The 12,487-nt window shown below is 63.1% G+C and carries 10 protein-coding genes; all 10 read left to right on the top strand.

Features of this window, described 5'->3' with window-relative positions; genetic code table 11:
• Positions 1 to 325 precede the first annotated feature (325 nt).
• The 10 genes from tssA (at position 326) to QBK88_RS24500 (ending at position 12,486) form a co-directional block, all read left to right on the top strand.
• On the top strand, positions 326 to 1,330 hold the full coding sequence (tssA, locus tag QBK88_RS24545; RefSeq protein WP_277964056.1) for a type VI secretion system protein TssA: 1,005 nt from the start codon (positions 326 to 328) through the stop codon (positions 1,328 to 1,330).
• Positions 1,331 to 1,419: 89 nt separating this feature from the next.
• Positions 1,420 to 1,935, top strand: a complete 516-nt coding sequence (tssB, locus tag QBK88_RS24540) for a type VI secretion system contractile sheath small subunit (RefSeq protein WP_268146531.1) — start codon at positions 1,420 to 1,422, stop codon at positions 1,933 to 1,935.
• 13 nt (positions 1,936 to 1,948) lie between these two features.
• The gene (gene tssC / locus QBK88_RS24535; protein WP_268146529.1) at positions 1,949 to 3,442 is read left to right on the top strand and encodes a type VI secretion system contractile sheath large subunit; all 1,494 of its coding nucleotides are present in this window, start codon (positions 1,949 to 1,951) and stop codon (positions 3,440 to 3,442) included.
• A gap of 67 nt (positions 3,443 to 3,509) precedes the next feature.
• Positions 3,510 to 3,998, top strand: a complete 489-nt coding sequence (locus tag QBK88_RS24530; RefSeq protein WP_268146527.1) for an Hcp family type VI secretion system effector — start codon at positions 3,510 to 3,512, stop codon at positions 3,996 to 3,998.
• Between the two features lie 67 nt (positions 3,999 to 4,065).
• The gene (gene tssE / locus QBK88_RS24525) at positions 4,066 to 4,587 is read left to right on the top strand and encodes a type VI secretion system baseplate subunit TssE (RefSeq protein ID WP_277964048.1); all 522 of its coding nucleotides are present in this window, start codon (positions 4,066 to 4,068) and stop codon (positions 4,585 to 4,587) included.
• Positions 4,584 to 6,443 (top strand): type VI secretion system baseplate subunit TssF, encoded by a 1,860-nt coding sequence (gene tssF, locus QBK88_RS24520; protein WP_268146523.1) that lies wholly within the window; start codon positions 4,584 to 4,586, stop codon positions 6,441 to 6,443. Before tssE ends, tssF begins: the two co-directional genes overlap by 4 nt.
• Positions 6,407 to 7,447 (top strand): type VI secretion system baseplate subunit TssG, encoded by a 1,041-nt coding sequence (gene tssG / locus QBK88_RS24515; protein WP_277964047.1) that lies wholly within the window; start codon positions 6,407 to 6,409, stop codon positions 7,445 to 7,447. The genes tssF and tssG overlap by 37 nt, the downstream gene beginning before the upstream one ends.
• Positions 7,440 to 10,106, top strand: a complete 2,667-nt coding sequence (gene tssH / locus QBK88_RS24510) for a type VI secretion system ATPase TssH (protein ID WP_277964046.1) — start codon at positions 7,440 to 7,442, stop codon at positions 10,104 to 10,106. Before tssG ends, tssH begins: the two co-directional genes overlap by 8 nt.
• A gap of 2 nt (positions 10,107 to 10,108) precedes the next feature.
• On the top strand, positions 10,109 to 12,055 hold the full coding sequence (locus QBK88_RS24505) for a type VI secretion system Vgr family protein (RefSeq protein ID WP_277964045.1): 1,947 nt from the start codon (positions 10,109 to 10,111) through the stop codon (positions 12,053 to 12,055).
• On the top strand, positions 12,052 to 12,486 hold the full coding sequence (locus QBK88_RS24500) for a DcrB-related protein (protein ID WP_277964044.1): 435 nt from the start codon (positions 12,052 to 12,054) through the stop codon (positions 12,484 to 12,486). Before QBK88_RS24505 ends, QBK88_RS24500 begins: the two co-directional genes overlap by 4 nt.
• Position 12,487 lies beyond the last annotated feature (1 nt).

Here is a 12,487-nt window from a genome sequence, read left to right as displayed (position 1 = left end):
CTTGCTGCCATGCGCCTCGCTTCCGAGTAAGAGCGTAGTGCGCATTTTAATGCTGATTTTCCGTTTTTAAGGCGCTTTAATCAGCATTTTCGTCGAATTTAATATCTGTGTAGCCAGTTGCCACAGGAGGTGACCCAGTGGCAAGGGGCCATAGCTTACCTTGACAAGGCCCCTTAACTACACCAAAAATGTCGGACTTTCTACAATGCAGTAGTGGCTCGGTGATATCGCCGTGTTCATTTCTGGCGCGAGGCAGTTCGATAAAGCAACTGGAACTTCCGTGCCATTACCCGCCCGCCAGCGGGGATAAGGAGATCAAATCTTGGTGGATGTCGCGTTGCTGTTGGCGCCTGTTTCCGAAGACTTCCCGTGTGGTGAAGATTTGGAATACGACCCGCAGTTCCTGCAATTGGAACGGGCCGCGGTTGGGCAACCGGAACGCATCATGGGCGACGCCGTACTTGCAGCCGAACCCCCGCAATGGCGCGATATAAGCCAGCAGGCCGAGCAACTTCTGCAACGCAGCAAAGACCTGCGAATCTGCCATTTCCTGCTTCAGGGCTCATTGGCCGTCGAAGGCCTGAAAGGTCTGGCCGACAGCCTGCTGCTGGTGCAGGGTCTGCTTGAAAACCACTGGCCCCATCTGCACCCGTTGCTCGATGCCGACGACGATGATGACCCTACCTTGCGCCTCAATGCCCTGGTGGGGCTGGCCGGCGATATCACCCTGACCCTGCTGCGCGATACCCCACTGGTGCGTTCGCGGGCATTCGGCAACATCAGCCTGAGGGCCGCCGCCAACGCCAGCGGCTTGCAGCATTTCCAGGGGGAAAACCTGGGCGCTGAGCAGTTGCGTGGTGCCCTGCAGGATAGCGATCCCGAGCAATTGCAGGCCACTCGTGAGGCGCTGCAGCAGGCGCGCCAGGCCTTGCAGGGCATCGAAACCCAGGTGGCCGCGCAGTTGGGTGTGGCACAGGGTGTCGACCTGAGCGCACTCGACCGGCCCTTGAAACTCGCTCAGCAGATCCTCGGCACGGGTGTGCCCGAAGCCGAGCCTGCACAGCCGGCTGCGGCCGGCGTGGGTGCGCAGGTGCATCACCTGCCTGCAGCCCCGCGTAACCACGGTGAAATCAACAACCGTGACGATGTGCAGCAAAGCCTGCAGAAAATCCTCGATTACTACGCCCGCCACGAGCCCTCCAGTCCCGTGCCGGTATTGCTCACCCGCGCCCGCCAACTGGTCAGCGCGGATTTTGCCGCCATCGTGCGCAACCTGATTCCCGATGGCATGCACCAATTCGAAAACTTGCGCGGTCCCGACGCCGAATAGGCGCCGAAGACCTCGTCGTACAGTCAGTGGCCGGCTGCCTCAGCAGGCCATGACCTCAACAGGTCGCCCAGGCGACAAGGAGGAGCAACGTGGCCACTACCAGTTCCCAGAAGTTCATTGCGCGCAACCGCGCCCCGCGCGTGCAGATCGAATATGACGTCGAGCTGTACGGCGCCGAGAAGAAGGTCCAACTGCCCTTCGTCATGGGTGTGATGGCCGACCTCGCCGGCAAGCCGGAAGAGCCCCTGGCCCCTGTCGCCGAGCGCAAGTTCCTGGAAATCGACGTCGACAATTTCGATTCGCGCCTCAAGGCCATGAAGCCACGCGTGGCCTTTCACGTGCCCAACGAGCTGACTGGCGAAGGCAACCTCAGCCTGGACATTACCTTCGAAAGCTTGGACGACTTCAGCCCGGCTGCCGTGGCCCGCAAGGTCGACGCCCTGAACCAACTGCTGGAGGCCCGTACCCAGCTGGCCAACCTGCTGACCTACATGGACGGCAAGACCGGCGCCGAGGACGTGATCATGAAGGCCATCCAGGACCCAGCGCTGCTGCAGGCCCTGGCCAGTGCGCCGAAACCCCGCGACTCCGAGCCCAACACCTGATCAGGAACCCCCCATGTCCGAGTTGATGAAAGACAGTCAGCCGCAACCGGCGGTGACCGAGCAGGCCAGCGAGTTCGCCTCTCTGTTGCTGCAGGAATTCAAGCCCAAGACCGAGCGTGCCCGCGAAGCGGTGGAAACTGCTGTGCGCACCCTGGCCGAGCAGGCACTGGCGCAGACCAACCTGGTGTCCAACGACGCCATCAAGTCGATCGAATCGATCATCGCCGCCATCGACGCCAAGCTCACCGCTCAGGTCAACCAGGTGATCCATCACCCCGAGTTCCAGAAACTGGAAAGCGCCTGGCGGGGCCTGCACTACCTGGTGAACAACACCGAATCCGATGAGCAACTGAAGATTCGCGTGCTTAACATCGCCAAGCCGGAGCTGCACAAGACCTTGAAGAAATTCAAGGGTACGGCCTGGGACCAGAGCCCGATCTTCAAGAAGATGTACGAGGAAGAGTACGGCCAGTTCGGCGGCGAACCTTACGGTTGCCTGGTGGGCGATTACTATTTCGACCAGTCGCCACCCGATGTCGAACTGCTGGGCGAGCTGTCCAAGGTCTGCGCGGCCATGCACGCGCCTTTCATCGCCGCGGCCTCGCCAACGGTGATGGGCATGGGGTCATGGCAGGAACTGTCGAACCCGCGCGACCTGACCAAGATCTTCACCACCCCGGAATATGCTGGCTGGCGCTCGCTGCGTGAGTCCGAGGATTCACGCTACATCGGCCTTACCATGCCGCGCTTCCTGGCGCGCCTGCCGTATGGCGCCAAGACCGACCCGGTGGAAGCCTTCGCTTTCGAAGAAAACACCGACGGCGCCGACAGCAGCAAATACACCTGGGCGAACGCCGCCTACGCCATGGCCGTGAACATCAACCGATCGTTCAAGCACTATGGCTGGTGCTCGCGCATTCGCGGCGTTGAATCGGGTGGTGAAGTACAGAACCTGCCGGCGCATACCTTCCCCACCGATGACGGTGGCGTGGACATGAAGTGCCCGACCGAAATCGCCATTTCCGACCGTCGCGAAGCGGAACTGGCCAAGAACGGCTTCATGCCGTTGCTGCACAAGAAGAATACTGACTTCGCCGCATTCATCGGCGCCCAGTCTTTGCAGAAGCCGGCCGAATACGATGACCCGGACGCCACCGCCAACGCCAACCTGGCCGCGCGGCTGCCGTACCTGTTCGCCACCTGCCGCTTCGCGCATTACCTGAAGTGCATCGTGCGCGACAAGATCGGCTCGTTCAAAGAGAAGGATGACATGCAGCGCTGGCTGCAGGACTGGATTCTCAACTACGTCGACGGCGATCCAGCGCACTCCACCGAAACCACCAAGGCCCAGCACCCGCTGGCCGCCGCCGAGGTGGTGGTGGAGGAAGTGGAAGGCAACCCGGGTTACTACAACTCCAAGTTCTTCCTGCGCCCGCATTACCAGCTTGAGGGCCTCACCGTTTCCCTGCGCCTGGTTTCCAAGCTGCCATCGGCCAAAGGCGCCTGACACCGACACAGCGACGCGGCGCGCCAAGGCGCCGTGTCATCGCCACTAACGCATTCCAGGAGGAATCATGGCAGTAGACATGTTCATCAAGATCGGCGACATCAAGGGTGAGTCCCAGGACTCGGCCCACAAAGACGAAATCGACGTCCTGTCATGGACCTGGGGCATGTCCCAGAGCGGTTCCATGCACATGGGCAGCGGCGGCGGTGCCGGCAAGGTCAATGTCCAGGACCTGTCGATCACCAAGTACGTCGACAAGTCGTCGCCGAACCTGATGATGGCGTGCTCCAGCGGCAAGCATTACCCGGAAGCCAAGTTGGTGATCCGCAAGGCCGGCGGCGAAAGCCAGGTCGAGTACATGATCATCACCCTCAAGGAAGTACTGATCTCCTCCCTGAGCACCGGCGGCACCAACCATGATGACCGTCTGACCGAAAACGTCACCCTCAACTTCGCCCAGGTGCTGGTTGACTACCAGCCGCAGAAAGCCGACGGCAGCAAGGATGGCGGCCCGGTCAAGTACGGCTGGAACATCCGTCAGAACGTCAAGCTCTGATAGCCCCGGCAGCGGCGTTCTGGCGCCGTTGCCGCTTGTCTGCCCTTGCCCCTTCGGTGCCTGAACCATGGCCACGCCTTCCAATGTCCTCAACCCCCGCGAGCGCTTGCAGCCGTCGCTGCTCGACCGCCTGAGCGACGACCGGCCGGGCGTGCTCGATGAACCGGCCGAACAGCGCGCGCTGTCGCTCAACCAGCTCAAGGAGTCGGTGCTGCGCGACCTGACCTGGCTGCTCAACAGCACGTGCCTGTTCGATGCCGACACCAGCCAGAACACCCCGGCCGGCTCCTCGGTGCTCAACTACGGGTTACCGGCACTGGCGGGCAACAGCGTTTCCAATGTCGATGTCGAAGCACTGGAACGCATGATTCGCCAGACCATCATCACCTTCGAACCGCGCATTCTGGCCGCCAGCGTGCGGGTAAAGGCCGCGCTGGCGCCCGGTGAAATGAACCATAACGCCTTGTGCTTCGCCATCGAAGGTGACCTGTGGGCGCAGCCGGTACCGCTGCGTCTGCTGTTGCAGACGGACCTGGACCTGGAGTCCGGCCATGTGCGCGTGGTGCAGGCCGAGCGGAGGCGTTCATGAACCCGCGCCTGCTGGAATTCTACAATCAGGAACTGCAACACATCCGCGACGGTGCCGCGGAGTTCGCCCAGCAGTACCCCAAAATCGCCGGGCGCCTGTCGCTCAATGGTATCGACTGTGCCGACCCCTATGTGGAGCGGCTGCTGGAAGGATTCGCCTACCTCACGGCGCGGGTGCAGCTCAAGCTGGATGCCGAATACCCGACCTTCACCCACAACCTGCTGGAAATTGCCTACCCGCATTACCTGGCACCGACCCCATCGATGACGGTGGTGCAGTTCAACCCCGATACCGAGGAAGGCACGCTGGGTGCCGGCTTCACCCTCAAGCGTGGCACCGCCTTGCGTGCAACCCTGGGCCGTGACAGCCAGACCTGCTGCGAATACCGCACCGCCCACCCGGTCACGTTGTGGCCGGTGGCGCTGGCCCAGGCCGAGTACTTTGGCAACCCGCAGGCGGTGCTCGGGCGGCTGGCAGCCAGCGAGCCCAAAGCCCGCGCCGGCCTGCGCCTGACCTTGCGCACGGGGGCCGGGCAGGCCTTCAACGAACTGGGCCTGGACGAATTGCCGCTGTACCTGCACGGCGCGGGTGAGCAGCCTTCGCGCTTGTACGAGCAACTGCTTGGCAACGCTTGTGCGGTTTTCATCCGTGAACCCGGCGGTGACTGGCTCGAGCGGCTACCCGCCGACGCACTGCGTTCGCGGGGTTTCGACGACGCCGACGCGGCATTGCCGGTGGTGCCGCAAGCGTTCCAGGGTTATCGGCTGCTGCAGGAATATTTCGCTTTGCCGCAGCGCTTCCTGTTCGTCGAGCTCGCCGGTTTGCAAGGTGCCGTCAAGCGTTGTGCCAGCCAGGCCCTGGAAGTGATCGTGTTGTTCAGCAGCCATGACAAGGCGCTGGACGGGCAGGTCGATGCCAGCCATTTCAAGCTGTGGTGCACCCCGGCCATCAACCTGTTTGCACGGCGCCTGGACCGCATTCACCTGTCGGATCGGGTCAACGAGCACCACGTCATCGCCGACCGCACCCGGCCGATGGATTTCGAGGTGCACTCGCTCACCGACCTCAGCGGCCACGGCACGGGCCCTGACCAGGCTTTCCTGCCGTTCTACGCTGTGCGTGACCCGTCGCGCTACGGCCGTGATCAGGCCTATTACGTTGTGCGCCGGGAGGAACGGGTCCTGTCCAGTAACCAGCGCCGCCTGGGCCCGCGTTCCAACTACGTGGGCAGCGAGACGTTCATCAGCCTGGTGGACGCCACCCAGGCGCCGTACCGTCATGACTTGCGCCAGCTCGGCGTGGGCGCCCTGTGTACCAACCGCGACCTGCCACTGTTCATGAACGTAGGCGGCGGCAGCACCGACTTCACCCTCTCCGACAGCGCCCCCGTGCTGTCGGTGCGCTGCCTGGCCGGGCCGAGCCGGCCACGGGCCAGCCATGCGCACGACGGCAAGGCCTGGCGGTTGATCAGCCAACTGTCGCTCAACTACCTGTCGCTGACCGAGCAGGGCCAGGGCGCTGCGGCCTTGCGCGAGCTGCTGCGCCTTTACGGCGATGACAAGGACCCGGCCCTGCAACTGCAGATCGAAGGCCTGCGCGAGGTCAGTGCCGTGCCCTGTACCCGCCGCCTGCCGATGCCCGGTCCGATCGTGTTCGGGCGCGGCCTGGAAATTACCTTGACCTTCGACGAGAACGCCTTTCGGGGCGCGGGGGTGTTCATGCTGGGCGCGGTGTTCCAGCGGTTCCTGACCCGCTATGTATCGATCAACAGCTTTACCGAAACCGTGGTCAAGACCACCGAACGCGGCGAGATCATGCGATGGAAAGCCCAGCCCGGCGCGCGGCCGACCCTGTGAACAGCCAGCCCGCCATGCACGCGGCCCCTTGGGAGTTCGATTTCTTCCAGGCACTGCGACGCTTGCAATGCGAGGCCCCCGAACTGCCACGGCTAGGGCATTCCCGCCGCCTCAGCGAAGACCCGCTGCGCTTGGGCCAGCGCGCTGACTGCACCTTCGCCCCGGCGACCCTCGCCGCCCTGACCCCAGGTGATGCCGGGCAGGCGCCGCGCCTTGAGCAGTTCTTCTTCGGCCTGGGTGGCCCCAATGGCCCCATGCCGCTGCCCATGACCGAGTACGTACGCGACCGTGAGCGTAACCAGGGCGACAGCACCACCAAGCACTTCCTGGACATGTTCCACCACCGTCTGCTCAGCCTGTTCTACCGGGCCTGGGCCGAAGCGCGGCCGACGGTCAGCCATGACCGCCCCGATGACGACTACTGGTCGGCGCGCCTGGCGGCCTTGTGCGGCCGCGGCATGGACAGCCTGCTCGGCCAGGGGCCGCTCGCCGATAGCGCCAAGTTCCACTACAGCGGCCACCTCGCGGCGCAGACCCGATACCCCGATGGCCTGCGCTCGATCCTGAGCGAGTACTTCGGCGTTCCCGTGAGCATCGAAGAGTTCGTCGGCCAGTGGTTGCCCATCCCTGACCGCAATCGCCTGGGCGTGCAGCACTGCCGCCTGGGTGAAGACCTGTGCCTGGGCAGCCATGTCTGGGACCGTCAGCACAAGTTCCGCCTGCGCATGGGCCCGTTGCCACTGGACCGCTACATGGCCCTGTTGCCCGGGGCCAGCCTGTTCCTCGAGGTGGCGGCCTGGGTGCGCGAGTATCAGGGCGATGAGCTGGACTGGGACCTGAACCTGGTCCTGCAGCAGGGACAGATCCCCCCCGCCACACTGGCCGGCGAAAGCCGCCTGGGCTTCAACACCTGGCTTGGCAGCCCCGGCGCGGATGCTGCCGACCTGCTGCTGTCACGGCATTACGCCGACCCTCACATTGCAAAGGACTTGACCCATGGGTGAAATCAGCCGCGCCGCGCTGTTCGGCAAACTCAACAGCGTGGCCTACAAGGCTATCGAAGCCGCCACCGTATTCTGCAAGCTGCGCGGCAACCCCTATGTGGAGCTGGCGCACTGGTTCCACCAGTTGCTGCAACTGCAGGACAGCGACCTGCACCGTATCATTCGCCAGTTCAACCTGGACCCGGCACGTGTTGCCCAGGGCCTGACCGAAGCCCTGGACCGCTTGCCCCGTGGCTCGACGTCGATCACCGACCTGTCCTCGCAAGTCGAGGAGAGTGTGGAGCGCGGCTGGGTGTACGGCAGCCTGATGTTCGGTGAAAGCCAGGTGCGCACCGGCTATCTGGTTATCGGTATTCTCAAGACCCCAAGCCTGCGCCACGCGCTGCTGGGCCTGAGTGCCGAGTTCGACAAGCTCAAGGTGGAGAGCCTGACCGAGCGCTTCGACGAATACGTGGGCGACTCGCCGGAAAATGCCCTGGCGGCTACCGATGGCTTCACCTCGGCGGCGCCCGGGGAGGCCAGCGGCGCCATTGCCCCCAGCGCGCTGGGCAAGCAGGAAGCACTCAAGCGCTTTACCGTCGACCTCACCGAGCAAGCGCGAAGTGGCAAGCTCGACCCTATCGTGGGGCGCGACGACGAAATCCGCCAACTGGTGGACATCCTCATGCGTCGCCGCCAGAACAATCCCATCCTCACGGGGGAGGCCGGTGTGGGCAAGACCGCCGTGGTCGAGGGCTTTGCCTTGCGCATCGTTGCCGGTGACGTACCGCCCGCGCTCAAGGACGTGGAACTGCGCAGCCTGGACGTTGGCCTGCTGCAAGCCGGTGCCAGCATGAAAGGCGAGTTCGAACAGCGCCTGCGTCAGGTCATCGAAGACGTTCAGGCCTCGCCCAAGCCGATCATCCTGTTCATCGACGAAGCCCACACCTTGGTCGGTGCCGGTGGCGCCGCCGGCACCGGCGATGCTGCCAACCTGCTGAAACCGGCGCTGGCCCGCGGTACCCTGCGCACTGTTGCCGCCACTACCTGGGCGGAGTACAAAAAACACATCGAAAAAGACCCGGCCCTGACCCGTCGCTTCCAGGTGGTGCAGGTGGCCGAGCCTTCCGAGGCCAATGCCTTGCTAATGATGCGCGGCGTGGCCTCGACCATGGAAAAACACCATCAGGTTCAGGTACTCGACGAAGCCCTGGAGGCCGCGGTCAAGCTGTCCCATCGCTACATTCCCGCGCGCCAGTTGCCGGACAAATCGGTCAGCCTGCTGGACACCGCCTGTGCCCGTGTCGCCATCAGTCTGCACGCGGTACCCGCCGAGGTGGATGACAGCCGCCGGCGTATCGAAGCGCTGGAAACCGAGCAGGCCATCATTGCCCGCGAATACGCCGTGGGCGTGGATGTCAGCCAGCGCCAGGCCGCGGTGGACGATGCGCTCGGCACTGAACGCGCGCGGCTGGCCGAGCTGGAAGGCCGATGGAGCGAAGAGAAGGCCCTGGTGGACGAGTTGCTGATGCTGCGTGCCAGCCTGCGTGAAAGCGCCGGTGTGGTAGACAGCGAAGACGGCCACCATGCCCAGCGCGCCCAGTTGCGCGATGTGCAACGACGCTTGGGTGAATTGCAGGGCGAAACACCATTGATTCTGCCTACTGTCGACTACCAGGCCGTGGCCGCGGTGGTCGCCGATTGGACCGGTATTCCGGTGGGGCGCATGGCACGCAATGAAATAGAGACGGTGCTCAAGCTCGACCAGCTCATGGCCAAGCGCATCATTGGCCAGGACCACGCCCTGAAGATGATCGCCAAACGCATCCAGACATCCCGCGCCGGGCTCGACAATCCCAGCAAGCCGATTGGCGTTTTCATGCTCGCCGGCACATCTGGCGTGGGCAAGACCGAAACGGCCCTGGCCCTGGCCGAGGCGTTATATGGCGGTGAGCAGAACATCATCACCATCAACATGAGCGAATTCCAGGAGGCGCATACCGTGTCCACCCTCAAGGGCGCACCGCCCGGTTACGTGGGCTATGGCGAAGGCGGCGTGCTGACCGAAGCGGTACGGCGCAAGCCCTACAGCGTGGTGCTGCTGGACGAGGTGGAAAAAGCCCACCCCGATGTGCATGAGATCTTTTTCCAGGTCTTCGACAAGGGGGTGATGGAAGATGGTGAAGGCCGCTTGATCGACTTCAAGAACACCTTGATCCTGCTGACCACCAACGCCGGCACCGAAACCATCGCCACCCTTTGCCAACCGGGGCGTGCCGCGCCGGACCCGGACGATATCGCCAAGGCCCTGCGCCCGTCGTTGCTGGAAATCTTCCCGCCGGCCTTGTTGGGGCGCCTGGTGACCATTCCGTACTACCCGCTCAGCGATGACATGCTCAAGGCCATCACCCGCCTGCAACTGGACCGCATCAAGCGGCGCGTGGAAAGCACCCACAAAGTAGCGTTCGAGTACGATGACGCGGTTATCGACCAGATCGTCTCGCGCTGCACCGAGAACGAAAGTGGCGGGCGCATGATCGACGCCATTCTTACCAATAGCCTGCTGCCTGACATGAGCCGCGAGTTCCTCACCCGCATGCTCGAAGGCAAGCCCCTGGCCGGGGTGCGTATCACGGCCCGTGACGGCGACCTGCAGTACGACTTCGGTAGCAGCCACTGACCATGTTCTTCAGCCAAAGCTCACGCCTGGTTCAGGTCTACAGCCCCCTCGCCGACAATGTCCTGTTGCTCAAGGACATGGGGGGCGTGGAGGAGCTGGGGCGGCTGTACGCCTACGATCTGCAACTGACCTCTCAGGACCCGGATATCGACCTCAACTTGCTGTTGGGCAAACCCATGTCACTGGGCCTGCAGCTGGATGACGGCAGCACTCGCTATTTTCATGGTGTGGCAGCACGCTGCAGCCAGAACAATGGCCGGGGCCAGTTCGCCAGCTACCAGGTGACCCTGCGACCCTGGCTGTGGCTGTTGACGCGCACCTCGGACTGCCGGATTTTTCAGCACATGACCGTGCCGCAGATCGTCAAGCAGGTATTCCGCGACCTGGGTTTCTCGGATTTCGAAGACTTGCTGACCCTCGCCTATCGCGAGTGGGAATACTGCGTGCAGTACCGGGAAACCAGTTTCGACTTCGTCAGCCGACTGCTGGAAAAGGAAGGTATCTACTACTACTTCCGCCACGAGAAAGACCGCCACGTACTGGTGCTGGCCGACGCTTATGGCGCTCACGTCAGCGCCCCGGGTTATGCGACGGTGCCGTTCTACCCCCGTGACGGCCAGCAGCGTGAGCGCGACCATTTGTTCGACTGGCGCCTGGCGCAAGAGGTGCAGTCCGGCTCGGTGGAGCTCAACGACTACGACTTCCAGCGCCCCAGCGCGCGCATCGACGTGCGTGCCGAAGTGCCGCGGCCGCACGACTACGCCGACTACCCGCTGTATGACTACCCAGGCGCCTACGTGCAGAGCCAGCACGGCGAGCACTACTCGCGCACCCGTGTAGAGGCCCTGCAAAGCCTGCACGAACGCGTGGAATTGACCGGCAACGCCCGCGGCCTCGGCGCAGGGCATCTGTTCAGCCTGAGCAATTTCGCGCGCCAGGACCAGAACCGTGAGTACCTGATCGTCGCCAACCGCTACTTCATCACCCAGGAAGACCTGGAAAGCGGGCAGGGCGCCAGCCAATTGCAGTTCGAAAGCCACCTGAGCTGCATTGATGCCCAGCAAAGTTTCCGGCCGCTGGCACTGACCCACCGGCCTATCGTGCGCGGCCCGCAAACGGCCGTGGTGGTGGGCCCTGCCAACGAGGAAATCTGGACCGACCAATACGGCCGGGTGAAGGTGCACTTCCATTGGGACCGGCACGACCAGTCCAACGAAAACAGCTCCTGCTGGATTCGCGTGTCCCAGGCCTGGGCCGGCAAGAATTGGGGGTCGATGCAGATTCCCCGTATCGGCCAGGAAGTGATCGTCAGCTTTCTGGAAGGCGACCCCGACCGACCGATCATCACCGGGCGGGTGTACAACGCCGAGCAGCCGGTGCCTTACGACCTGCCTGCGAACGCCACCCAGAGCGGCACCAAGAGCCGTTCCAGCAAGGGCGGCACGCCGGCCAACTTCAATGAAATCCGCATGGAAGACAAGAAGGGCGCCGAGCAGTTGTTCATTCATGCCGAGCGTAATCAGGACATTGAGGTGGAGAACGACGAGACCCATTGGGTGGGGCATAACCGCACCAAGACGGTCGACTTCAGCGAGGTCGCGACCATTGGCGAAAACCGTGTGCGCGCCGTGAAGGACAACGACGTGCTGATGGTGGGCGCCACCAAGAAAGACAGTATCAGTGTCAGCTACCTCATCGAGGTGGGTGAAAACCTGCGCCTGGTGTGCGGTGAAAGCGTGCTCGAACTCAACGCCAGCGGCCAGATCAACCTGACCGGCAAAGCCATTAATTTCTTCGCCAGCAAGGACGCGCAGTTCAACACCGGCGGCAACCTCAACCTCAATATCGGCGGCGAAGCCGGTGCTACCCCGGACGGCCAAGGCGTCAAGGGCAGCATCGACAGCAACGTAGCCGCCATGTTTCCCAAGCCCCAAGGCAGTGGCTCATGACTTACCGTACCCACGAACTGCAATTTCAGCTGCCCGATGCTGAAGTGCAGGACGCCTCCATCAACATCCTCAAGTTTGCCGCCCTGGGCACTTCGCTGATCATCAGCCGCAGCGTGCTGGCCGAAGGTGAAACCCTGCAAAGCAACTTCGAAGGCCAACTTCAGCGCATGCAGCAACAAATCCAGGACCTGCGCTTTCAGGCTCCAATGGCGGTGCAGGTAGGTCAGGCGGGGGATGTGCCGGCCTTCGAACTGCAAAGCCAATTCAGCAAAGGCGCTGAAAAGGTATTTCAGTACCAGTTGGCGCTGGTGCTGCCCGGTACCCGCCAGATGCTCGCACTCAGCTATGTGAAGCCGCAGCCCCTTGGCGATGCAGAGGCGGCGCACTGGGCGGCGATCAAGCAGACGCTCGTTCTTCAGCCGACCTCCTGAT

Source organism: Pseudomonas sp. RIT-To-2, from assembly GCF_029623465.1.
Classification (GTDB): Bacteria; Pseudomonadota; Gammaproteobacteria; order Pseudomonadales; family Pseudomonadaceae; genus Aquipseudomonas; species Aquipseudomonas silvicola.
The sequence above is the reverse complement of the archived record's forward strand: the minus strand, read 5'-3'. Positions and strand labels throughout refer to the sequence as shown.

Excerpts from the sequence above, each read along its gene's own strand:
- tssC (WP_268146529.1), top strand. The coding sequence starts at position 1,949 with ATGTCCGAGTTGATGAAAGACAGTCAGCCGCAACCGGCGGTGACCGAG.
- QBK88_RS24530 (WP_268146527.1), top strand. The coding sequence starts at position 3,510 with ATGGCAGTAGACATGTTCATCAAGATCGGCGACATCAAGGGTGAGTCC.
- tssE (WP_277964048.1), top strand. The coding sequence starts at position 4,066 with ATGGCCACGCCTTCCAATGTCCTCAACCCCCGCGAGCGCTTGCAGCCG.
- tssF (WP_268146523.1), top strand. The coding sequence starts at position 4,584 with ATGAACCCGCGCCTGCTGGAATTCTACAATCAGGAACTGCAACACATC.
- tssG (WP_277964047.1), top strand. The coding sequence starts at position 6,407 with ATGGAAAGCCCAGCCCGGCGCGCGGCCGACCCTGTGAACAGCCAGCCC.
- tssH (WP_277964046.1), top strand. The coding sequence starts at position 7,440 with ATGGGTGAAATCAGCCGCGCCGCGCTGTTCGGCAAACTCAACAGCGTG.
- QBK88_RS24505 (WP_277964045.1), top strand. The coding sequence starts at position 10,109 with ATGTTCTTCAGCCAAAGCTCACGCCTGGTTCAGGTCTACAGCCCCCTC.
- QBK88_RS24500 (WP_277964044.1), top strand. The coding sequence starts at position 12,052 with ATGACTTACCGTACCCACGAACTGCAATTTCAGCTGCCCGATGCTGAA.